Origin of the sequence: Cyanobium sp. T1B-Tous, assembly GCF_024345475.1 — a bacterium.
Lineage (GTDB): Bacteria > Cyanobacteriota > Cyanobacteriia > PCC-6307 > Cyanobiaceae > Cyanobium_A.
This window is the reverse complement of the sequence record NZ_JAGQBE010000001.1, coordinates 24,348-45,234: the sequence shown is the minus strand read 5'-3', so window position 1 is coordinate 45,234 and position 20,887 is coordinate 24,348. Positions and strand designations below refer to the sequence as shown.

23 protein-coding genes are annotated in these 20,887 nt (G+C 69.9%); 11 read left to right on the top strand and 12 right to left on the bottom strand.

Features of this window, described 5'->3' with window-relative positions:
* Positions 1–7 precede the first annotated feature (7 nt).
* The 4 genes from KBY71_RS00265 to topA form a co-directional block, all read right to left on the bottom strand.
* A complete protein-coding gene (locus tag KBY71_RS00265; protein ID WP_254926998.1) occupies positions 8–1,150 on the bottom strand; it encodes a nicotinate-nucleotide--dimethylbenzimidazole phosphoribosyltransferase in 1,143 nt (380 codons plus the stop codon).
* 38 nt (positions 1,151–1,188) lie between these two features.
* Positions 1,189–1,794, bottom strand: a complete 606-nt coding sequence (locus KBY71_RS00260; RefSeq protein WP_254927052.1) for a DUF2232 domain-containing protein — start codon at positions 1,792–1,794, stop codon at positions 1,189–1,191.
* Between the two features lie 68 nt (positions 1,795–1,862).
* A complete protein-coding gene (locus KBY71_RS00255) occupies positions 1,863–2,357 on the bottom strand; it encodes a hypothetical protein (protein ID WP_315858472.1) in 495 nt (164 codons plus the stop codon).
* The gene (topA, locus tag KBY71_RS00250; protein WP_254926997.1) at positions 2,357–5,083 is read right to left on the bottom strand and encodes a type I DNA topoisomerase; all 2,727 of its coding nucleotides are present in this window, start codon (positions 5,081–5,083) and stop codon (positions 2,357–2,359) included. The genes KBY71_RS00255 and topA overlap by 1 nt, the downstream gene beginning before the upstream one ends.
* A gap of 110 nt (positions 5,084–5,193) precedes the next feature.
* On the opposite strand from topA, the gene KBY71_RS00245 reads away from it, so the two are divergent.
* Both KBY71_RS00245 and KBY71_RS00240 read left to right on the top strand, forming a co-directional pair.
* Positions 5,194–6,753 carry an NAD(P)H-quinone oxidoreductase subunit N gene (locus KBY71_RS00245; protein ID WP_254926996.1) on the top strand — a complete coding sequence of 520 codons (1,560 nt, stop codon included), beginning with the start codon at positions 5,194–5,196 and terminating at the stop codon, positions 6,751–6,753.
* A 6-nt stretch (positions 6,754–6,759) separates the two neighbouring features.
* A complete protein-coding gene (locus KBY71_RS00240) occupies positions 6,760–7,434 on the top strand; it encodes an ABC transporter ATP-binding protein (RefSeq protein ID WP_254926995.1) in 675 nt (224 codons plus the stop codon).
* Here the strand turns inward: KBY71_RS00240 and KBY71_RS00235 are convergent.
* From KBY71_RS00235 to KBY71_RS00215, 5 genes are all read right to left on the bottom strand, one after another.
* Positions 7,427–8,548 carry a M23 family metallopeptidase gene (locus KBY71_RS00235; protein ID WP_254926994.1) on the bottom strand — a complete coding sequence of 374 codons (1,122 nt, stop codon included), beginning with the start codon at positions 8,546–8,548 and terminating at the stop codon, positions 7,427–7,429. The two genes, KBY71_RS00240 and KBY71_RS00235, sit on opposite strands and share 8 nt — an antisense overlap.
* A 57-nt stretch (positions 8,549–8,605) precedes the next feature.
* Positions 8,606–9,328: a biotin--[acetyl-CoA-carboxylase] ligase gene (locus tag KBY71_RS00230; protein WP_254926993.1), complete on the bottom strand. Its 723-nt coding sequence runs from the start codon at positions 9,326–9,328 to the stop codon at positions 8,606–8,608.
* Positions 9,325–10,512 carry an aminotransferase class I/II-fold pyridoxal phosphate-dependent enzyme gene (locus KBY71_RS00225; RefSeq protein WP_254926992.1) on the bottom strand — a complete coding sequence of 396 codons (1,188 nt, stop codon included), beginning with the start codon at positions 10,510–10,512 and terminating at the stop codon, positions 9,325–9,327. The genes KBY71_RS00230 and KBY71_RS00225 overlap by 4 nt, the downstream gene beginning before the upstream one ends.
* Entirely contained in the window at positions 10,499–10,819 is a 321-nt protein-coding gene (gene trxA, locus KBY71_RS00220; protein ID WP_254926991.1) for a thioredoxin, read from the bottom strand. The genes KBY71_RS00225 and trxA overlap by 14 nt, the downstream gene beginning before the upstream one ends.
* Before the next feature lie 82 nt (positions 10,820–10,901).
* The gene (locus KBY71_RS00215) at positions 10,902–11,675 is read right to left on the bottom strand and encodes a PspA/IM30 family protein (protein ID WP_254927050.1); all 774 of its coding nucleotides are present in this window, start codon (positions 11,673–11,675) and stop codon (positions 10,902–10,904) included.
* 88 nt (positions 11,676–11,763) lie between these two features.
* On the opposite strand from KBY71_RS00215, the gene KBY71_RS00210 reads away from it, so the two are divergent.
* Positions 11,764–12,312 (top strand): DUF721 domain-containing protein, encoded by a 549-nt coding sequence (locus tag KBY71_RS00210; protein ID WP_254926990.1) that lies wholly within the window; start codon positions 11,764–11,766, stop codon positions 12,310–12,312.
* On the opposite strand, the gene KBY71_RS00205 is transcribed toward KBY71_RS00210, so the two are convergent.
* The 3 genes from KBY71_RS00205 to KBY71_RS00195 are packed head-to-tail and all read right to left on the bottom strand — an operon-like array spanning position 12,306 to position 16,144.
* Positions 12,306–14,117: a glycosyltransferase family 39 protein gene (locus KBY71_RS00205; RefSeq protein ID WP_254926989.1), complete on the bottom strand. Its 1,812-nt coding sequence runs from the start codon at positions 14,115–14,117 to the stop codon at positions 12,306–12,308. The two genes, KBY71_RS00210 and KBY71_RS00205, sit on opposite strands and share 7 nt — an antisense overlap.
* Before the next feature lie 24 nt (positions 14,118–14,141).
* Positions 14,142–15,209, bottom strand: coding sequence for a glycosyltransferase (locus KBY71_RS00200; protein ID WP_254927049.1), 1,068 nt, complete (start codon positions 15,207–15,209; stop codon positions 14,142–14,144).
* Positions 15,209–16,144, bottom strand: a complete 936-nt coding sequence (locus KBY71_RS00195; protein ID WP_254926988.1) for a DMT family transporter — start codon at positions 16,142–16,144, stop codon at positions 15,209–15,211. Before KBY71_RS00195 ends, KBY71_RS00200 begins: the two co-directional genes overlap by 1 nt.
* Positions 16,145–16,203: 59 nt before the next feature.
* Between KBY71_RS00195 and sppA the strand changes: the two genes are divergently transcribed.
* From sppA to KBY71_RS00155, 8 genes are all read left to right on the top strand, one after another.
* A complete protein-coding gene (gene sppA, locus KBY71_RS00190; protein ID WP_254926987.1) occupies positions 16,204–17,016 on the top strand; it encodes a signal peptide peptidase SppA in 813 nt (270 codons plus the stop codon).
* Positions 17,013–17,390 carry a chorismate mutase gene (gene aroH / locus KBY71_RS00185; RefSeq protein ID WP_254926986.1) on the top strand — a complete coding sequence of 126 codons (378 nt, stop codon included), beginning with the start codon at positions 17,013–17,015 and terminating at the stop codon, positions 17,388–17,390. The genes sppA and aroH overlap by 4 nt, the downstream gene beginning before the upstream one ends.
* Positions 17,391–17,479: 89 nt before the next feature.
* The gene (locus KBY71_RS00180) at positions 17,480–18,112 is read left to right on the top strand and encodes a DUF2808 domain-containing protein (RefSeq protein ID WP_254926985.1); all 633 of its coding nucleotides are present in this window, start codon (positions 17,480–17,482) and stop codon (positions 18,110–18,112) included.
* A gap of 90 nt (positions 18,113–18,202) precedes the next feature.
* Positions 18,203–18,340, top strand: coding sequence for a 50S ribosomal protein L34 (rpmH, locus tag KBY71_RS00175; RefSeq protein WP_190389059.1), 138 nt, complete (start codon positions 18,203–18,205; stop codon positions 18,338–18,340).
* 5 nt (positions 18,341–18,345) lie between these two features.
* Positions 18,346–18,729: a ribonuclease P protein component gene (rnpA, locus tag KBY71_RS00170; protein WP_254926984.1), complete on the top strand. Its 384-nt coding sequence runs from the start codon at positions 18,346–18,348 to the stop codon at positions 18,727–18,729.
* Positions 18,726–19,127: a PH domain-containing protein gene (locus KBY71_RS00165; protein ID WP_254926983.1), complete on the top strand. Its 402-nt coding sequence runs from the start codon at positions 18,726–18,728 to the stop codon at positions 19,125–19,127. Before rnpA ends, KBY71_RS00165 begins: the two co-directional genes overlap by 4 nt.
* A gap of 53 nt (positions 19,128–19,180) precedes the next feature.
* Positions 19,181–20,308, top strand: coding sequence for a membrane protein insertase YidC (gene yidC / locus KBY71_RS00160; RefSeq protein ID WP_254926982.1), 1,128 nt, complete (start codon positions 19,181–19,183; stop codon positions 20,306–20,308).
* A 17-nt stretch (positions 20,309–20,325) separates the two neighbouring features.
* Positions 20,326–20,886 carry a DUF177 domain-containing protein gene (locus KBY71_RS00155; RefSeq protein WP_254926981.1) on the top strand — a complete coding sequence of 187 codons (561 nt, stop codon included), beginning with the start codon at positions 20,326–20,328 and terminating at the stop codon, positions 20,884–20,886.
* Position 20,887 lies beyond the last annotated feature (1 nt).

Genomic DNA, 20,887 nt, shown 5'->3' with positions numbered 1-20,887 from the left:
AGCGACCCTAAACACCGCGATCCCCCCCAGCCAGCCCGTCCAGATCGAGCTCGATCCGGCAGGCACGATCGCAGGCGGCCGCCAGGGCCGCCGGGTCGCGTCCGGCCAGCTGCCAGAGCACGGCCAGGCCCCCCGCCCCCACGCCCTCCTTCACATAGCCGCGCTCGTAATCCCGCAGGGCTGCACTGATACAGCCGTGGAACCGCAGGGCCGCCACCTCCAGCCGCGGCTGCACCTGCCAGCAGGCGCCGATGCGCTCCAGCAACAGGCTCAGATCGCTGTCCGGCTCCTCCGCCACCCAGGCCGTGGTCGCCACCACCAACCGCTCCGCCAGGGCCTGCCGGGCCGCCACCGGTGCCAGCGCCAGGGCCAGGGCGAGCACGGCCGCCATCTGGCTGCCCCCGGCCAGCAGCACCGGCGTGCCCCGGGCCGCCGCCGCCCCCACCAGGCCCGTGGCGAAGGCCTGCATCGGATCCCCCACCGCCGCCAACACCGCCAGGGGATTGGCCACAGCGCTCCCCCCGCCCGACAGCCCGGCCGCCGCCAGGCCCTGGCCCACCAGGGCCGCCTTGAGCGCGTGGGCGGGTTGGTGCAGGCTGCCGCTCACCAGCCCGGCCGCCGCCACCCCAAGCCCCTGCAGCACCGCCAGGGCCGTGCTGGTGCCCCCCGGCACGCACTCCGCCACCACCAGGGGCTCGCTGGGATCCCAGCGCTGGCCCCACCGGGTGCCCCGCTGCAGCAGGGCCGCCACCCGGGCCGGATCCAGGGCCCGGCCGGTGCTGAGGCAGCGGGCGGGGCCGGCAGCTTCGAGGCCGGGCAGGCGCAGGTGCGGCACCGCCGCCGCGATGGGGCAGCCCAAATCCAGCACCTGGGTGCGGTCCAGCAGACCCAGCTCCCGCAGCACCACATGGCTGATCAGGGCCGGACTCACCCCCGCCGGCAGGGGCGGCAGGGCATGGCAGCGGCTACCGCCCGGCCCCTGCACCAGCAGCTCGGCATCCGCGGCTGCGGTGCCGAGCCGGGCTGTGGGCGAGGCTCCGGCGGCCGAGATGCCAGGCACCGCGGCGGTGTCGGTGGCCGCCAGGAGTAGCAGGGTCCGGCTCTGCGACCAGCCCAGCTGAAGCGCCTGACGCCAGGAATCAGGGGCCAAGGCATCGGGTGGCAAACCCCCAGAGGCCATCAGCCCACTCAGAGGGGATCGAGGGCCACCAGGGCGCGCAGGGCGTCCGGGGGCTCACTGATCGGCGCCTGCAGCCTGGGGAAGATCCAGTAGGCCACGGCGTGCAGGGCCAGCACCAGGATCACGTTTTGCACCCACACGAGCCCCAGGGCAGCCAGCTGCACCTGGACCAGTTCAACGCCTGCGGCCAACCCCACCCAGCCGGCCAGTTTTTCCAGCAGTCCGGCGGCCGCCGTGGTGATCACCACCCAGAGGTTTTCGCCCACGAGCACCGACAGCACCGCCACTCGCACCAGAAAACCGGCGGCACCGATCAGGCTGCCGACCCCCCAGCTGAGCCACCAGCTGGTTCGCCGCCGCCAACACCAGCCCAGCCAGAGGGCCAGGGCTCCATAGGGAAACACCACCAGCGGCCCCCGGATCGGCCCCATCAGGGCCACCAGCAAAAGAGCTGTCACCACCAGCCCCTCGAGGGCACAGCGCCAGCCGTGACGCAACTGCAACAGAGCCAGGGGCAGGGGCAGGGCCAGGCGGAACAGGGGGCTGCCCACCGGCAGGTAGTAGAGCGCCACCCAGAGCAGGGCGGTGGCAGCGGCCAGGTAGGCGGTGTCCATCAACTGGCGGGCCTGGCGTCGACTCAGCTGACGCCCGGACAACGGCCGATCCTGCCGGTGGGGTGCCATCAGCGGGGAGCCGGCGCCGGGGTGACCGTGGGGGCCGCAGGGGCGGGAGCGGCCGGGGGCGCCTGTCCACCAGCCGACGCGCCGATGCGCTCGATCATCTCCACTTCAAAACTCACACCGGCGGCCCGCAGCGCCTCGGTGACCGCCTCGGCGGGGGCTGCCGGATCCGCCGACGGCAGCTGGATCGTGATCCGGTAGGGAGCCGGCTTGCTGGGCTGGGTCGCCCGGGGCAAGGACGGGACGGGCGGCACGGGAGCCTTTGGAGCTTTCGCGCCTTTGCTGGTGGCGGCTGTCGTGCCAGGGACGGGGGTCTGGGTGGGCGCCGGGGGCGGTGCCTCAGGCTGGGCCTGGGGCGTTGAGAAACTGCGGGCGAGCTGGTCGCCGAAGCGGGTTCCGCTGCAACTCGCCAGCAGCAGCCCGCAGGCCGAGAGAGCCAGAGCGTTCAGCACCGGTCGGCGGGCCGACAGCACCCAGCGCAGCGGCTCTGCTGCCATCAGCGGTCGGCCGCCTTGATCACCCGAACCGCACTGGCCCGGAGGCGGCCGGTCTTGGTGGTGGTGGGCTTTTTGGCGGCGGCAGTCTTGGCAGCAGCAGTCTTGGCAGCGGCAGGCTTCTTGGCCGCGGGCTTCTTGGCGGCCGCTGCGGCCGGCTTGCGGCCCTTGGCCTTGCCCGTGGCGGCCTTGGCCGCCAGCAGCTCCACCGCCTGCTCCAGGGTGATGGTGTCGGCGGTGGTGCCCTCCGGCAGGGAGGCATTCACCTTGCCCTGCTTCACGTAGAGCCCGTAGGGCCCATCAAACAGCTGGATCGCCTCATCGGCACCCTCGGGTGTGCCCAGCTCCTTGAGGGCGGTGCGGCCGCCGCGGCCCTTCTTGGGCATGGCCAGCAGTTCCACGGCGCGGCTCAGCCCCACCATCAACACGTCGTCCTCGGCCTTGAGCGAGCGGTAGTCCTTCTCGCCCTTGCCCTTGTGGTGCACCACATAGGGCCCGAAACGCCCCAGCCCCGCCTCGATCTTGCCGCCGTCCGGGTGCTCACCCAGGTGCCGCGGCAGCCGCAGCAGGCCCAGGGCATCCTCCAGGCTGAGCTCCTCCGGCTTCACGCCCTTGGGCAGGGAGGCCCGCTTGGGCTTGGGGGTCTCGTCGCTCACCTGGCCCCGCTGCACATAGGGCCCGTACTGGCCGAACAGCAGGTACACCTGGTCGCCCGTTTCCGGATCCTCACCCAGGGATTCGGGGCCATCGGCCTTTTGCCGCAGGATCAGCTCGGCCTTGTCGGCATCGAGATCGGCCGGGGTGATCTCCTGGGGCAGGGTGGCCTTGAGCAGCTCCTCGGTGCCGTCGTCGGCCACCCGCTTGGTTTCCAGGTAGGCGCCAAAGCGGCCGATGCGCACCACACAGGGCAGACCCTCGAGCTCCACGGTGCGGGAGACGCCCGGGTCGATGTCGCCCTCGCGCTGCTGCACCTGGGTTTCCAGGCCCTTCTCGCCCTTGTAGAAACTCTCCAGGTAGGGCAGCCACTGCACCTGACCGTGGGAGATCTCGTCGAGGGTGTTCTCCATCCGGGCGGTGAAGCTGGTGTCCACCAGATCCGGGAAGTGCTCCTCCAGCAGGGCCGTGACGGCGAACGCCGTGAAGCTCGGGGTGAGGGCGTTGTTGGCCAGGGTGGCGTAGCCCCGGTCCACGATCGTGCCGATGATCGAGGCATAGGTGGAGGGGCGGCCGATGCCCTCCTTTTCCAACATTTTCACCAGCGCCGCTTCGCTGTAGCGAGCCGGCGGCTGGGTCTGGTGGCCGAGGGCCTCCACGGCCTTGCAGGCCGGGCTGTCGCCCACCTTCAGGGCCGGCAGCAGCACCTCCTGACCCTCGAGGGCGGCGTCGGGGTCATCGGAGCCCTCCACGTAGGCGCGGAAAAAGCCGGCAAAGTCGATGCGCTTGCCGGAGGCGCGGAAGCTGGCGTCGCCGCTCTTGAGCTCCACCGAGAGCATGGTGAGCCGGGCATCGGCCATCTGGCTGGCCACCGTGCGCTTCCAGATCAGCTCGTAGAGGGCCAGATCCTTGTCCTTGAGACCGGTCTCGTTGGGCGTGCGGAACGCTTCGCCGGCGGGGCGGATGGCCTCGTGGGCCTCCTGGGCGTTGCGGGCCTTGGTGGAGAACTGCCGGGGTGCGGGGCTCAGGTAGTCCTTGCCGTATTTGGCCGAGACGCAGCTGCGGGCGGCGTTGATCGCTTGGTCGCTCAGGTGCACCGAGTCGGTGCGCATGTACGTGATGAAGCCGCGCTCGTACAGCCCCTGGGCCGTGCGCATGGTGTCCCGGGCCGAGAGCCGCAACTTGCGGTTGGCCTCCTGTTGCAGGGTGCTGGTGGTGAAGGGGGGCACCGGCTTGCGCACGGTGGGCTTCTCCTCCACCTCGGCCACGCTCCAGGGGGCGGCCTGCAGCTGAGCCTGAAGGGCTTTGGCCTCGGCCTCGCTCAGCAACTTCACCTTGCTGCTGGCCTTGAGGGCGCCGGTACTCTCGTCAAAGTCGGACCCGCCGGCGATGCGCTCCCCCTTGAGATGGGTGAGCTTGGCCTCAAAGCCGCCGCCGGCCTGCTCCAGCCGGGCCTTCAGGTCCCAGTAGCTGCCGCTCTTGAAGGCCCGGCGGGCCCGCTCGCGCTGCACGAGCAGGCGCACCGCCACCGACTGGACGCGACCGGCGCTCAGCCCCCACGCCACCTTCTTCCACAGCAGCGGCGAAAGGGTGTAACCCACCAGCCGGTCGAGAATGCGCCGGGTTTCCTGGGCATGCACCAGCTCCATGTCGAGCTCGCGGGTCTGCTCCAGGGCGCGGCCGATCGCCTCCTTGGTGATCTCGTGGAACACCATCCGCTTCACCGGCACCTTGGGGCTGAGCAGCTGCAGCAAGTGCCAGCTGATGCTCTCCCCTTCCCGGTCTTCGTCCGTGGCCAGCAGCAGTTGGTCGGCCCCCTTGAGGGCGTCCTTGAGCTCCTTCACCACCTTTTTCTTGTCCTTCGGCACCACGTAGAGGGGCTCGAAGGCATTGGCGGTGTTGACGCCGAGGTTGGCCCACTTCTCGCCCTTGTGGGCCGCCGGAATCTCGCTGGCGTTGTTGGGCAGGTCGCGCACGTGCCCCATGGAGGCTTCCACCTTGAAGTCCTTCGGAAGGAAGCCGCGAATGGTGCGGGCCTTCGTGGGGCTCTCGACAATGACCAGGGTGTGACCCACAGACCAGCGCATAACCGCTTCCCTCTTTATCGCATCCAGGGACCAAGTCGACAGCGCAGCGCCGCTACAGTCCCCCACATCACAGCTCCCGCCTTGCGGTTTTCTCGCTGATGTTCCTGCTCGGCGCCCTCTCCACCGTGGCGGATGCGATCGGCAGTGGTGCCGGAACCGGGGGACTGAACCTCCAGCTCAACGCCGGTGCCATCGCCCCTGAAGCGGCGGTGTTGATCGCCCTGATCACCTGCCTGCTGGTGGACCTGGCCGGTGAGAAGGCCGCCAGCCGCTGGGTGCCGCCGATCTGTTACGCCGGCCTGGGCAGTGCCCTGGTGCTCCTGGCCCTGCAGTGGAACACCCCCGACCTGCAGCCCGCCTTCGTGGGCTCCTTCCTGGCCGACAACCTGGCCATCGCCTTCCGGGCCGTGGTGGCGGCCTCCACGCTGATCTCCCTGCTGCTGAGCTGGCGCTACGTGGAGCGCAGCGGCACCCCGGTGGGCGAGTTCGCCGGCATTCTCCTGGCGGCCACCCTGGGGGCGATGTTCCTCTGCGGTGCCACCGACCTGGTGAGCATCTTCGTGTCGCTGGAAACCCTCTCGGTGTCCAGCTACCTGCTGGCGGGCTACATGAAGCGGGATGCCCGCAGCTCCGAAGCGGCGTTGAAATATCTGCTGGTGGGCTCCGCGGCAGCGGCCGTGTTCCTCTACGGCGCCTCCCTGCTCTACGGCCTCACCGGTGGCGCCACCGGCCTCGATGCGGTGGCGGTGGCCCTGCGCACCAGTGCCTCCCCGGTGACGGCCCTGGCCCTGGTGTTCGTGCTGGCCACGGTGGCCTTCAAGATCGCCGCCGTTCCCTTCCACCAGTGGACCCCCGACGTCTACGAGGGCTCCCCCACCCCGGTGGTGGCGTTCCTGTCGGTGGGCTCGAAGGCCGCTGGCTTTGCGCTGGCCCTGCGCATCCTGGTGGGCTGTTTTGAGAGCTTCGACGCCCAGTGGAAGCTGCTGTTCACCGTGCTGGCGGTGCTGAGCATGGTGCTGGGCAACGTGGTGGCCCTGGCCCAGACCTCGATGAAGCGGATGCTGGCCTACAGCTCGATCGGCCAGGCCGGCTTCGTGATGATCGGCCTGGTGTGCGGCACCGAGGACGGCTTTGCGGCAATGGTGCTCTACATGGCCGCCTACCTGTTCATGAACCTGGGCGCCTTCGCCTGCATCATCCTGTTCTCCCTGCGCACCGGCTCCGACCGCATCGCCGACTACGCCGGCCTCTACCAGAAGGATCCGCTGATCACCCTCGGCCTCAGCCTCTGCCTGCTCTCCCTCGGCGGCATCCCGCCGATGCTGGGCTTCTTCGGCAAGATCTACCTCTTCTTCGCCGGCTGGGCCGACCACCAGTACCTGCTCGTGGTGGTGGGCTTGGTGACTTCGGTGGTGTCGATCTACTACTACATCTCGGTGATCAAGATGATGGTGGTGAAGGAGCCCCAGGAAGCCTCCGATGTCGTGAAGGCCTACCCGGCGATCAGCTGGAACGTGGTCGGGATGCCGGCCCTGCGCACGGCCCTGGTGGGCTGCGTGATCGTCACCGCGGTTGGGGGCATCCTCTCCAACCCCCTGTTCACCTGGGCCAGCCAGGCCGTGACCGGCACCCCGATGCTGATGCAGGCCATTGGCTGAGGCCCGATGAGCGCTCCGGTGGCCCGGCTGGAGGGCGTCTGCAAGGTGTACGGCAGCGGTGAGATGGCGGTCAAAGCCCTCGACCAGCTCAACCTCACGGTGAACCGGGGCGACTACCTGGCCGTGATGGGTGCTTCGGGCTCCGGCAAGAGCACGGCGATGAACATCCTGGGCTGCCTCGACCGACCCAGCAGCGGCAGCTACCGCCTCAACGACACGCCCGTGGAGCAGCTCAGCGACGACCAGCTGGCCGATCTGCGCAACCGGGATCTGGGCTTTGTGTTTCAGCAGTTCCACCTGCTGCCCCAGCTGAGTGCCCTCCACAACGTCATGCTGCCGATGGTGTACGCCGGGGTGCCCGCCGCCGAACGCCAGCAGCGGGCCCAGGCAGCCCTGGAGCGGGTGGGGCTGGGGGAGCGGCTGCACAACAAGCCCAACCAACTCTCCGGCGGCCAGCAGCAACGGGTGGCCATCGCCCGGGCGATCATCAACCAGCCGGCCCTACTCCTGGCCGACGAACCCACCGGCGCCCTCGATTCCCAGACCACCGCCGAAGTGCTGGACATCTTCGATGCCCTGCATCGCGGCGGCATGACCGTGGTGATGGTGACCCACGAAGACGATGTGGCCGCCCGGGCCGAGAAGATCGTGCGCTTCCGCGACGGTCGGATCGTCAGCTGACGGGACGGGGGCGCTCCAGGCTCTGCAGCAGCTGGCCCATCAACAGGGCAATGGCGTCGCTGCCGGCAGCCCCACCGCCGGGATCAAGATCCCCGGGATCCACCGCCACCCAGCCCCCGTCCCCGGGCAGCCGCAGCTCGAAGTGGAGGTGGGGCCCGGTGCTCAGGCCCGTGCTGCCCACCCGGCCGATCACCTCCCCCTGGCGCACCCGATCCCCCGGCTTGACGTAGAGCTCACTGAGGTGGCCGTAGAGGGTGCGGCGCCGGGGGCGGTCGTGCTCCACCTCAATCGCCAGCCCATAGCCCCCCGCCAGGCCACTGCTCACCACCCGGCCGCCGAGGGCCGCCACCACCGGCGTCCCCTCCGGCGCCGCCAGGTCGCGGCCGGCATGCATCAGCCAGCTGCCCAGCAGCGGATGGAGCCGGTAGCCGAAATTGCTGCTGGTCACGGCCGAACCGATCAGGGGAAACAGCAACTGACGATTGCCATTGCCGCCAATCGGTGCCGGCCGCGGCGTCACCCCAAACACATCCGCCAGTCGGAACGTGCCCCCAGCGCCCGCCAGCAGGGCCGAAACCGGCACCGTGAGGGGAGGCAGGGGCTGACCGGCAAAGCCGGAGCCGCCGTCCACGCCGCCATCGGCCCCTGAGCCGGAGCCCGGGTTGAAGCGCCCCCGCCAGCGCACCACCAGGCCACTGCTGCATTCCTGCTGGGAGAGGGCACCACTGCGGCAGGCCTGCTGGTGGGCGGGCACATGGAAGGGCGTCATGCCCGAGCCGGAGCGGATCCGGGCCCGCTCCGCCGGGCTCACCACCCCATCCCGCACCAGGGCATCCAGGGAGGCGTCGAACCGGGCCGGGGGGCGGCTGGGCAGGGCAGCCGGATCGGGCCGCAGCGGTTGGGCCAGGGGCACCGGCGGCGGGGGTAGGGGGGGGACCAGGGGGCCGGCGGGGAGCGCGGCGGGCGCACCACTGCCAGGGTCGGGCGTGAGCTGGTCCTGGCCCCAGGCGAGCCCCACCCCAAGCAGGGGAGCCGACAGCAGCGGCAGCAGCGCCACAAGGGCCGAGGCCCACGGGGGGCGAGCGGGTTGGGGCGAGCGGCTCCGGTCGGTCATGGGGTGAATTGTAAAAATCCCTGGCACTGGCGTCTCAGCGCCTGGGAGCAGACGGCTTCAGAACTGGCGCTGCAGGGCGATCTCCAGGCCGCCTCGAGCCAGACGCAGGCGTCCATCGGTGTGCAGTCCCAGCACCTCCCAGGCCTCACCCTCGTGCAGCCAACCCGGCTCCGGTCGCCACAGGCGCGCTTCAGCGGCAGCCCTCACCAGCTCGGGTTGGTCGGCATGGGCCGACGCCCAGTCGAGGGCGGCGAGCACCCGCAACCGCAACCGCTCCGGGCGAGCCTGGGGATGGGCCCGCGCAGGCGCCAGGGCCTCGGCCACCGAGATGGCCCCGGGCGGAACCCGGTTGCAGCCATTGAGCCCGACGCCCACCTGGGCCCAGCGGATCCGGCTGCCCCGCAGCCGCAGCCGGGGCAGCAGGCCGGCCAGCTTGCGCCCATGCACGAGCAGGTCGTTGGGCCACTTGAGCTGCACCTCCAAGCCGAGGGCCTCCAGCTGCTGGGCCAGCCCCACGGCCACCGCCAGCCCGAGGGAGGCCGATCCCGCCACCCCTCGAGCCCAGGGGAAGGCGGCACTGAGCCAGAGGCCGCCAGGGGGGGAGATCCAGACACGCCCCTGCTGGCCATGGCCAAAGCGCTGACGCCGGGCCTGTACCGCCAACCGGGCCATCGGCAGGGGGTCTGCCACCAACCCACGGGACTGGCGCTCGGCCAGCCAGCGATCCAGTTCGCGTTCGGTGCTGGCACACACCGGCAGCCGGCGCAGCTGCCAGGTCAAAGGCTGGCCAACCAGGCGCCGATGCGGGCCGCACCGGCTGCGAGCTCCTCCTCCGGATGCACCAGCGCCAGCCGCATCCAGCCCTCCCCCGCCGGACCGAAGCCATTGCCGGGGGTGAGGGCAACGCCAGTGGCCTCCAACAGGGCAGCCCCGAAGGCCTCCGAGCCCATGCCCCGGGCCTGGGGCGGCAGCTCCAGCCAGAGATAGAGCGCCATCGAGGGCCGCCGCACCGGCCAACCCACCGCCTCCAGCGCCGCCGCCATGCGATCGCGGCGCTGGCGATACACCGTGCGCAGCTGCCCGGGCCAGGCGGGAGCCTGCTCCAGGGCCGCGATGGCCCCGGCCTGGAGGGCCAACGACTGGTTGAAGTCCACCACCCCCTTGAGCTGGCGCAGGGCCGTGATCAACCACTCCGCCCCGATGGCGAAGGCCAGGCGGTACCCGCCGAGACACCAGCTCTTGGAAAAGGAGAAAAACTCGATGCCGCAGTCCCGCCAGAGCGGCGATCGCAACAGGGCCGGGGCCTCCCCATCGAGGGCCAGATCGACGTAGGGGTTGTCGTGGGCGAACACCACCCCGTGGCGAACGGCCCGTTCGGCGGCCTCATCCACCCAGGCCTGCTGGCCGGTGGTGGCCGTGGGGTTATGGGGAAAGCCCAGCACCATCAGCTTGAGGTCATCCCACTGCTCGGGGCTGAGGGCCTCGAACTGGGGCCGCCAGCCGGCCGTGGGATCCAGGGGCAACAGCACCGGCTCGGCGGAGGCCAGATGCAGGCCGCCCATGTGGGAGGGGTAATAGGGATCGAGCAACAGGGCCCGATCCCCCGGATTCAGCACCGCCAGCGGCAGGTGGGCCGTGCCCTCCTGGGATCCCACCAACAGCAGCACTTCCGTATCCGCATCCACCGCCACGCCGAAGCGCCGCTCCGCCCAGTGGGCCACGGCCTGACGGAAGGGACGGGTGGCCCCGTGCAGGCAATAGGCGGCGCTGGCTGGCGCTCCGAGCTGGTCCGCCATGGCCTGGATCGCCACGGCGGGGGGTTGGAGGTCGGTGGAGCCCAACGAGAGGTCGAGCAGGGGGGGCAGACCCTCGCGAGCCGCCCGGGCGACGTAGGCAGATTTGCGCTGGTCGTTGCGGGCGAAAACGCCACTGCCGAGCCGGGACAGCCGCTCAGAGATGGGCATCCACAAAAGCCTGCAGCTGGGGTTTCGCCATGGCGCCCTCATGGCGAGCCAGCTCCTGGCCGTCCTTGAACAGAATCAGGGCGGGAAGCCCCTGGATCTGAAGGGCGTCGCGGGTGGTGGGGTTGGTGTCGGCCTCAAGCTTGCCCACCGCCAAACGGCCGGCATATTCCGTGGCCAGCCAGTCCATCATCGGCGCCATCAAGCGACAGGGCCCGCACCACTCGGCCCACACATCCACCAGCACCGGGGTGGCCGCAGCGAGCACCTCGGCTTGGAAATTGGCATCGGTGAGATGAGCGACAGACACGGCAGAAGCCCTGAAACAACGGGTGCTAGGGCGATTGTATGGAGCGGGGCCACCGGTCGGAGTGGCCATCCGCAACTCCGACTCAGAGCTTGTCGATCGAGCGCTTGAGCTCTTCGAGCTCGGAATCCACCTCGCTCACCTGCACGGGCTCGAGCTGGGGAGCAGCGGGGGTGTTCCCAGGCAGGGACACCGGGGTCCCTCCGGCGAGGCGATTTTTCAGAGCCGCCAATTCATCATCTACCTCCGGGGCCCCTTCAAGCGCCGCAAACTGGCTTTCGAGATCGGCACCGGCCAACTCGGCCGCCGCCTGGCTGCGGGCCTCCAAGGTCTGCACCTTCTCCTCCATGCGCTCGAAAGCTGCCATCGAGCTGTTGGTGCCCAGGCTGCCCACGGCGCTCTGCAGCTGCTCCTGGGCCTGGGCCGCCTGGGCCCGGGCCTTGAGCATGTCTTTTTTAGTTTTGGCCTCGGCGATCTTGCTCTCGAGGGACACCAGGCTTTTCTTGAGCTGCTCGACCTGGCCGGCCTGGCTCTGGAGCTGGGTGTTCAAGGCGGTGGCGGTGTCCTGGCAGGTCTTGCGGCGGCCCAGGGCTTCCCGCGCCAGATCCTCCTCACCCTTTTTGAGGGCCAGTTCAGCCCGTTCGTACCAGGTCTTGGCCTGGGCTTCGGCCTGCTCCGCCTGATTCTGGATGCGCTTCTGGCTGGCGATGGCGGTGGCCACGGCCTGGCGCAGCTTGACCAGGTCCGACTGCATGTCGGCCACCGACTGATCCAGGATCTTGGCCGGATCCTCCATGGCCCCAACCGCCGCATTGGCGTTGGCGCGGATCAGGCGGCTGAGGCGATCGAAGAAGCCCATCGAAGGCGGCAGGGGCAAGGCCCTGAGGGTAGCCAGCTCGCGCGGCCCGACACCAGCGGGATTGCCGCACCCCCGATAGGGTCGCTCCATGGGCAGGGCACCTCGCCAGCAAACCCGCCAGATCGGCAACCTGACGCTGCTGGTGCCGCCGCCACGGCCGCCCGCCAGCGGCCTGGCCAGTTGCCTGCAGGAGCTGGAGCAGCGCTGGCAGCAGGGGGGCCATCTGGCGGCCCTCTGGCAGGCCTGGCCCCGCATCGCCGGTGTCCAGCTGGCCCCCCACTGCCGCCCCCTGCGCCTCCACAGCGGCCTGCTCACCGTGGGGGCCGCCCCGGGCCCCTGGCTGCAGGCGCTCCAGTACAACCGCCACCAATTGCTCGGGGCCCTGCGCGCCAACGGCTTTACGGTGCGCGACCTCCGCCTTGAGCAGCACCACCCCAGTGCCGCCGTGCCCCCAGGCCGTCAACAGGAAGCGGCGGTGTGGGCCGCCCACCCCAGCCGGGTGGATGTGCACGGCATGGCCACCTGCCCCAGCTGCGGCAGCCCGGCGCCCGCCGGGGAGATGGCCCGCTGGGGCCACTGCAGCTTCTGCCGGCAGAAGCAGCTGGCCCGGCCCCCGGGGGATGGGCCGATTCAGTAGCGCTCGGGGCGCGGCACCCGCCAGTCCGCCGCCACGCCCTGGCGACCCAGCTGCTGGGCCCGTTGCTCCAGCTGACGCCGATCGAGGCGCCAGAGGCCATAGATGCCGCTGCGTCCCAGGAGCTCGGGCGCCAGGCCCTGCCAATGGGCCAGGTCCGCCGTGCCGGCATCAATCACCACCAGCACGGTGGGCTGGGCCTCTGGGCTGCTGGCCGGTTGGCCTGGGCGGCTCTCGCCCCGCAGCCGGTCGGCCAGGTTGACCAGATTGTGGGGCTCAGCCCCCTCGTAGATCACCACCCGACGGCCGTAGTAGTGGAGGGAGGGCTTGAGCATGCCCACCATCGCCACCGGTTCGGCGGGGCGGGATTGCCGCACCAGCGCCGCGGCCATCTCCCGCACGGGCTGGCCCCGCAGGCGATCGCCCAGCTCCCAGGCTGGCTGCAGCACCAGCGGCACAAATGCCAACAGGGGCCCCTGCAGCCCCAGCAGGGCCGCCGCCCCCCCGTACCGGCCCAGGCCCAGACCCAGCACCACCGCCAGGCCATAGAGGAGGCCGCCCAGCAGCAACCAGCGGCCGGCCAAGAGCTGGGGCACCAGGCCGGGCATCTCCGGGGCGACGATCAGCGGCACCCACAGGGGGGAAGCCAGCCAGCCGGCCGCCAGCACGGCCGTGAGCAGCAGCGTGAGCGACCAGCACCAGCGCTGGCCACCCCGCTGGGCCGCCAGGGCGACCAACAGGCCCGCCGCCGGAGTGGCCGGCAACCAGTAGCTGGGCAGCTTGGTGGCGGCCACGGTGAAAAACAGCAACACCGCCAGCAGCCAGCAGGCGGCGAAGCGCTGCAACGACAGCGGCGGCGCCACGGGCTGGGCGGGCCGCCAGTTCCAGCGCAGCCGGCCCAGGCCCTGGGCCAGCCCCAGCAGCAGCAGGGGCGTGACCGGCAGGCTGGCCATCACCAGCACCACAGCGAAAAACCACCAGGGCTGCTGGTGGTTGTTCACCACGGCCGTGAAGCGCTGGAGGTTGTGGTAGCCAAAGAAGCTGCGCCAGAAGGGCTCCCCTTCCTGGAGCAGGGCCGCCCCATACCAGGGCAGCGCCACCGCGGCAGTGATCGCCAGCCCCGACAGGGGCCGGAGTCGCCGCCAGAGCAGGCCCAGCTCGCCCTGGGACCACCCGAACAACAGCAGGGTGAGACCCAACAGCACCACGGCCACCGGCCCCTTGGCCAGCACCGCCAGGCCCAGCAGCAGCCAGGGCCACCACCAGCCGCTGCGCCAGCCCCGACCGGGTGCCGCATAGGCCTGCCAGGCCAGCAGCAAGCTGCCGGCCAGCAAACCGGAAAACAGGGCATCACTCACGGCGATCCGCCCCCACAGCAGCACCAGCGGCGACAAGCCGTAGGCCAGGGCAGCGGTGAGGGCGGCCAGGGCCGGGCGTTCAGGCCGTTGGGGCCAGTGCAGCAGGGTGGCCGCCAGGCCGAGCATCACCGCCCCACAGGCCAGGGCGGAGGGCAGCCGCGCCGCCCAGGTGCCGAGGGGGTTCCAGAACTCCTGACCAGGCAGGGCATAGAGCAGCCCCATCGCCCAGTAGATCAGCGGCGGCTTGTCGTAGCGGGGCAACCCGTTGACCCGGGGGATCAACCAGTCGCCCGTTTCGGCCATGGCCCGGGCCGAGGCCGCAAACAGTGGCGGGGTCTCGTCCACCAGGCCGGTGTGGCCGAGGCGCCAGAGCAACAGCACGGCCGCGGCAACCGCCGTGAGCAGCAACACCTGGCGGCGGCGGACCGGGGCGACGGGCGGCAGGGACATCCAGCCGGGACAGCGGCTTTGAACCTATCCCGCCAGGTCCTGCAGCCAGGTCTCCACGCGGGCCGCAAAGGCCTGCTGGGAGCAGTGCTCCTCCACCCAGGCCCGGCAGCCCTGGCGCTCCACCGCCAGGGCCCGGTGGGTGGCGGCCACCAGGGCCTCGCGATCATCGGGGGGGGCCAGGGCCCCATTCACCCCCTCCACCACCAGCTCTCCGGGACCTCCGCGCTGGTAGGCGGCCACGGGCACGCCGCAGGCCATCGCCTCCACCACCACATTGCCGAAGGCCTCATTCCACTTCGGTGTGTTGAGGAGCGCCGCACAGCGTCCCAGCTCCCCCTGCAGCTGCTCCGTGGGCAGGAACCCCCGCCACTCCAGGGTCCCCACCGGCACGGAGGCGGCCACCCGAGCCGCATAGGCCCGATCCTCCTCATAGCCCCAGATCCGCAGGGGCAGACCCAGCCGAGCCGCCACCAACGCCCCGTCCTCCAGCCCCTTTTCCGGAGCGATGCGGCCGGCCCAACCCAGCACGGGCTCCGGCTCCAAGCAGAGCTGGTAGCGGCTCAGGTCAAAGCCATTGCCCACCAGGATCGGGGGCTCCGCCAGCTGGAAATCGGCGGCCTGCGTGGCGGTGTGAAAAGCCAGGTGCCGGGGGCGCAATGCGCTGACCTCGGCGATCACCCCATCCATCGCCTCTCCCACCGACCCCATGCTCACCAGATGGGCCAGGGGTGTGGCGGTGTGGGGCGTCAACCACAACGGCAACCAGTCGTAGGCGAGGTTGAGAACCACGCTGAAGTGGGCCTGGTGCGCCAGGGCCCGGCGCCAGAGGCGGCCGAGCAGGGCATCCACGGGCAGCTCGACCGGGTCCTGGCGGCTGCGGTGCTGCCAGCTGGGCTGGTCGGCACCCCGCTCCAGCCAGAGCGTGGCGGCCGCACAGGACGGCGGCAACACCGACCCCTCCGCCGCCAGCACCGTGACCCGATGGCCCCGCTCCAGCAGGCCGGCCACCAGGGTGGAGGCCGTGAGTTCCACACCACCGCCGCGACCGCTGCCCAGGGCCCCCACCGGGGTGCTCACCACCAGGATCCGCATCAGGGCTGCTCCGCCGGCACCGTTCCACGCCAAAGCTGCTGGCGCTGGTTGATCAACAGCACCGACACCAGGGCCAGCGCCGCCCCAAGCCACTGGAGCGGCTGCAACTGCTCCTCCAACAGCCACACCCCGCAAAGGAGGGCAAACACGGGCGTCAGAAAGGTGAGGGCCGTAAACCCGGTGAGGTCGCCGCTGTTGGCAAACCAGAAAAACAGGCCGTAGGCCAGGGCACTGCCCAGCACGGTGGCGTAGGCCATCCAGCCCCATTCCGCCGCGGTCCAGCTGGGCACCAAGGGCCCTTCCCATCCCACGCCGGCCAGCAGCGGCACCCCCCCAATCAGCATGTGCCAGCCCGTAATGGCGACCGGATCACTCTGGCTGCTGGCATAGCGGGAGAGCACCGTGCCCAGGGCCATCGCCGCCGCCGCGCCCAGCATCCACAGCTCCCCATGGCTCCAGGCCCGCTCACCCAGGGCGACCGGACCCTCCAGCCACCAGTGCTGCAACACCGGCGCCGGCAAACCCAGGCAGAGGATGGCCAGCAGGCCCAGCAGCAACCCGATCCACCCCACTGGATTGATCGCTTCGCCGAACAGGCTGCGGGCCAACAGAGCCACCAGCAGGGGCTGGGAGTCGATCAGCACCGACCCCAACCCCGCCCCGGTCTGGCCGAGCCCCTGGGCCAACAACCCCTGGAACAGGCTGCCGTCCACCAGGGCAAAGGCGAGCAGCCAGGGCCAGTCGGCGGCGGCCACCCGCAGAGGGCGCCCCAGCAGCACGGCCGCCAGCAGCACCAGCCCACCGGCGGGCAGCAGCCGCAGACTCGCCACCTGCAGGGGAGTGCCGCCATCGAGCAGGGGCCGCATGGCGGCCATCGCCGTGCCCCAGAGGGCAAAGGGCAGCAGCATCAGGGGCCAACGCAGGGCCTGGGGCATGGCGCTTCCGGGCCGGTGGGGGCTTTCTTTTTAAGATCCAACCACTTCACATCGCCCCGATGCCCTGGCCCTGGCGCCGCAAGACCCGTCGCACCATGGCGCGCATCGCCATTGAGGGGGCCATCGCCGGAGCCACCCGCACCCGGGTGCTCAAGGCGCTCCGCCAGGTGGAGCAGCGCGAATGCCCCGCCCTGCTGCTGCGCATCGACAGCCCCGGGGGAACCGTGGGCGACAGCCAGGAGATCCACAGCGCCCTGCTGCGGCTGCGGGAGAAGGGCTGCAAGGTGGTGGCCAGCTTTGGCAACATCTCCGCTTCAGGCGGGGTGTACATCGGCGTGGCCGCCGAACAGATCGTGGCCAACCCGGGCACGATCACCGGCTCCATCGGGGTGATCCTGCGGGGCAACAACCTCTCCAAACTGCTGGAGCGGGTGGGCGTCAGCTTTGAAACCGTCAAAAGCGGCCTTTACAAAGACATCCTGTCGCCCGATCGCGCCCTCACCGAGGGGGAGCGGGAGCTGCTGCAGAGCCTGATCGACTCCAGCTACGCCCAGTTCGTCGACGCGGTGGCGAGCGGCCGGGGGCTCAGCCCCGACACCGTGCGCAGTTTCGCCGATGGCCGGGTGTTCAGCGGCGCCCAGGCCAAGGACCTCGGCCTGGTGGATGTGCTCGGAGATGAGGAGACCGCCCGGCGGCTGACCGCGGAGCTGGCGGGGCTCGATCCTGAAAAAACCCGGCCGATCACCTTCGGCAGCCCGCCGAAACGCTTCGCCGGGGTGCTGCCCGGTCGCAGCCAGTTGCGCCAACTCCGTCAGGCCCTCAGCCTGGAGTTGGCTTGGAGCGGCCAACCCCTGTGGCTGTATCGGCCATGAACGAACACGTTGTGCTGCGGGCCCTGCGCGGGGCCACCACCGCCGAAGCCAACACGGCGGCGGCGATCGGAGCGGCCGTGGCTGAGCTGGTGGAGGTGCTCGTGGCCCGCAACGGCCTCACCGGAGATCAGCTGGTCTCGGTGACCTTTTCGGTGACCCGGGATCTGGATGCCTGTTTCCCCGCCGCCATCGCGCGCCGCCAGGTGGGCTGGGAGCAGGTGGCCCTGCTGGACTGCCAGCAGATGGCCGTGGCTGGAGACCTGCCCCGCTGCATCCGCCTGCTGGCCCATGCCTGGCTGCGTCCAGAACAGGAGCCGGTGCATCCCTATCTGCGGGATGCGGCACGGCTGCGCCCCGACCGGGCCCACCCCTAGGCAGGGCCGCCAGCTGTGGCGCCGGCCACCCGGTCCACCGGGGCCGGCGCCAGCTGATGAGAATTGGATTCTTGATCGGTATCGCCCTGATGGGTCTCCCCTCCTTCCGCCGCCAGCTGGGTCGCCTGGCAGGGCTCAGCCCCAAGCTGGGCCGGCGCGCCGCGGTGCTGGCCACCAGCGCAGTCCTGGCCGGAGTTGGGGCCGTCGCCCTCAGCGCTCATCCCGGAGCCGTGCAGGCCCAGGGCACCCCGAGCTTGATGGAGTTCCGCTGGGACAACACCAAGGACTACCGCAAGCTCTACTACTTCATGACCTACACCGAGCGGCTCAAGCGCTCGGAGTACTACCTGATCCTCAAACCGAAAGACCGCAAAACGGCGATCCTCAAGCTGAGCATCACCATCCCGAGCTACTTCGACGCCAAAATCGATCCCAAGCGGGTGAAGCTCTGCAAGATGAGCGAGGGCGGCATGATGTCGCGCACCAAGTGCCAGGAAACGATTCCGGCCACGATCGAGATGGCTGCAAACGGCAGCGCCATCGAGATCTTCCCGGACACCCCCGTGCCCGACACCGGCACCATCGGGGTGTACATGAACATCTTCAACCCGTTCAACATCGGCATGTACCAGTTCAATGCCCTGGCCCAGGCCCCTGGGGATGTGCCCATCGCTGGCTACCTGGGCAGCTGGCTGATCCAGATCGATCCGCCGTCGAACTGATTCGGCACCCCTGCCTGACACGCCAACCCCGCCTGATAGGTTGGCTCCAACGCCCATTACCGACGCGACGAGCGCAGCGAGCAGAGAGCCATGACCAAGCGCACCCTGGAAGGAACAAGCCGTAAGCGCAAGCGGGTGTCTGGTTTCCGCGTGCGCATGCGCAGCCACACCGGCCGTCGTGTGATCCGCTCCCGCCGCCGCCGCGGCCGCGCCCGTCTCGCCGTCTGAGGCCCTTGGCCCTGCCCCAGCGCCACCGGCTCAAGGGGCAACGGGTCTTCGACCGTGTGTACCAGAAGGGCCGGCGCATCCACGGTTCATTCCTGGTACTGCGGATCCTCGACGCACTCCCCCCGTTGCTGCCGGCCGAACAACGGGCCTGCCCGGCCAGTCCATGGCGCTGTGGGGTGGTGGTGAGCAGCAAGGTGCACAAGCGGTCCGTGAGACGCAACCGGCTGCGTCGGTTGCTGCATGCCCACCTTCTGGCCCAGCCGATTGAGGCCGGCGACCGCTGCCTGTGGCTGCTGCTGAGTCTCAAACCAGGCAGCGCCGATCTCCCCAGCCAGGCCTTGCTGGGAGAATGCAGCCAACTTCTCCACCAGGCAGGTCTGACGCCATGAGCACCGGCGCAAACATTCAGGAGACCGTCTTCTACGAAGGCGGTCCTGCCAAGGGAGATCTGGTGTTCAACCTGCTGTTGGGGTTGACCATCATCGGCATCCCCTTTGCCGTGGGAGCCATCGTGCGCGCCCTGTGGCTGCGGTTCCGGATCACCAGCCGCCGCATCGAGGTGAATGGCGGCTGGCTGGGCCGCGACCGGACCCAGGTGGTGTACAGCCAGATCCGGGAGGTGCGCAGCGTGCCCCGGGGCTTCGGCCTCTGGGGCGACATGGTGCTGGTGTTGAACGACGGCTCCAAGCTGGAAATGCGCTCCGTGCCCCGGTTCCGCGAGCTCGAGACCTACATCGAGGAGCGTCGTCAGGCCAAGAGCTCCACACCGAAGGGCATGGCCGCCTAGACCATCAGTCACACTGAGCCCACGCTCCTCCCTACCCCCAGAGCTCCTCTGCCGTGATCGGCTACATCTCCGACAACCTGCTGCTCCCAATCCTCGATTTCTTCTACGGATTGGTGCCCAGCTATGGCCTGGCCATCATTGCGCTCACCGTGGTGATCCGGCTGGCCCTGTTTCCCCTGAGCGCCGGCTCGATCCGCAATGCCCGGCGCATGCGCATCGCCCAGCCGGCCATGCAGAAGCGGCAGGCCGAGATCAAGGCGAAGTACGCCAGCAACCCCCAGAAACAGCAGGAGGAACTGGGCCAGCTGATGAAGGAGTTCGGCAGCCCCCTGGCTGGCTGCCTGCCCCTCGTGGTGCAGATGCCGATCCTCTTCGCCCTGTTTGCCACCCTGCGGGGCTCACCGTTCGCCGATGTGCCCTACACCCTGAACCTCAAGGTGCTGCCGGCCGAGCAGATCGCGGCGGTGGAACCCAAACCCTTCAACAGCCCCAGCCACTCGATCTTCGTCACCGAAACCAGCCACGTCCCCGTGATCGCCACCCTGGAAGGGGGCACCAAGCTGGGCGTGGGGGATTCGGCCCAGGTGAAGCTGCACACCAAGCAAGGCGACAGCTTCGCCTCGGTGCTGCAGGGCATTGACCATGGCGACGCCTTCGCTCCCGCCTGGAGTGTCACCAAGGGTGAGGGCGTGGTGAGTGTGGCGGCCGACGGCACCATCACGGCCCTGGGCACCGGTGACGCCACCGTGGAGGGCAAGATTCCTGGCCTCGCGGCCCGCAGCGGTTTCCTGTTCATCAAGGCCCTCGGTCAGGTGGGCTTCATGACCGACGGCGCCGTCAACTGGGACATCGCCATCCTGGTGGCCGGCTTTGGAGCGAGCCTGTTTGCCTCCCAGATCCTCTCGGGCATGGGCATGCCGCCCAATCCGCAGCAGTCCACCGCCAACAAGATCACCCCGGTGATGATCACCGGCATGTTCCTGTTCTTCCCCCTGCCCGCCGGGGTGCTGCTCTACATGGTGGTGGCCAACATCTTCCAGGCGCTGCAGACCTTCCTGCTCAGCAGGGAAGCCCTGCCCGACAACCTGCAGGCCATCCTCGATCAGCAACTGGCCCAGCAACCCGTCACCGTGAGTGCCAGCGGCGGCCGCCTGCCCTTCGAACCCAAGGGCAAGAAATAACCCCGCCCCGCTGCGCCGTGCCCGAGCGATCTGCCCCGCCGGAACCCATCCTTCCGGAATCGGTTTCTCCGTCTCCAGGCGCAGATCCCCTGCGTCCCGTACCCCTGCAGGAGCTCCGTCACCTGGAGGATGGTCGTCAGTGGCAGATTGAGCAGCCCATCGCGGGCCTCCCCAGCCTCACCCCCGTTCGGGGCCAGCTGCAGGCCACCCACCGCGGCAACGTGCTGGAGGTGGAGGGCCAGGCGGCCACCATCGTCACGCTCTGCTGCGACCGCTGCCTGCAGCATTTCAACCATCCTCTGCAGGCCTCCAGCAGGGAGTTGCTCTGGATCGGCGAAAGCAGCCAGAGTCTCGGCGATCCGGAAGACCTGGAGGGAGCCGGCGACGACAGCGGGCTGATGGAACAACTCGATCCCCGCGGCAGTTTCGATCCGGAGCACTGGATCTTCGAGCAGCTCAACCTGCAGCTGCCCATCGTCAACCACTGCGGCAGCGACTGTCCGGGCCCTGCCACCTGGACCAGCGCCAGCTCCGGGGGGGATCCCCGCTGGAGCGCCCTGCAGGGTCTCAACCCCTGAG